1 pseudogene is annotated in these 413 nt (G+C 62.5%); it reads right to left on the reverse strand.

The window, feature by feature from the left end:
• Window positions 1–88: 88 nt before the first annotated feature.
• A pseudogene (locus ACLJNW_RS23330) lies at window positions 89–413 on the reverse strand (amino acid permease); the annotation flags it as partial.

The following is a 413-nucleotide window of genomic DNA, read 5'->3' on the forward strand; positions in this document are numbered from 1 at the left end:
GGATATAAATAGAGCGACAATATTATCCGGATAAAATAAATCCCATGAAAAAGGCCGCCCTATGGCGGCCTCTTCCGGCAGCGATGACCTACCAGCCGGCCGGCAGCAGGTTCATGGCGCTACAAATGGCGTAGGCGGCGCTGGCCAGGTAGATCGTCACGATCACCGCCTGGATCGCCGGATGGGCGATCCAGCCGCATTTCCAGGCCGGCTCGAAGTCGCCGTTCCTACGCGCCGAGCGCAGCATCAGGATCGGCATGATCGAGAGAATCACCCCGCTGAAGGCCCCGGCGAAGTACAACGCGTTGACGATGCCGACCAGCCCGCTGTAGGCCAGGACGAACGGCGGCAGCGCGACGATCGCCAGCACCAGCAGGCGGGTCTTCGGCCGGTTCTCCGGACCGAGCTTGTGG

Source organism: Salmonella sp. SAL4457, assembly GCF_046548235.1.
GTDB classification, from domain to species: Bacteria; Pseudomonadota; Gammaproteobacteria; order Enterobacterales; family Enterobacteriaceae; genus Salmonella; species Salmonella enterica.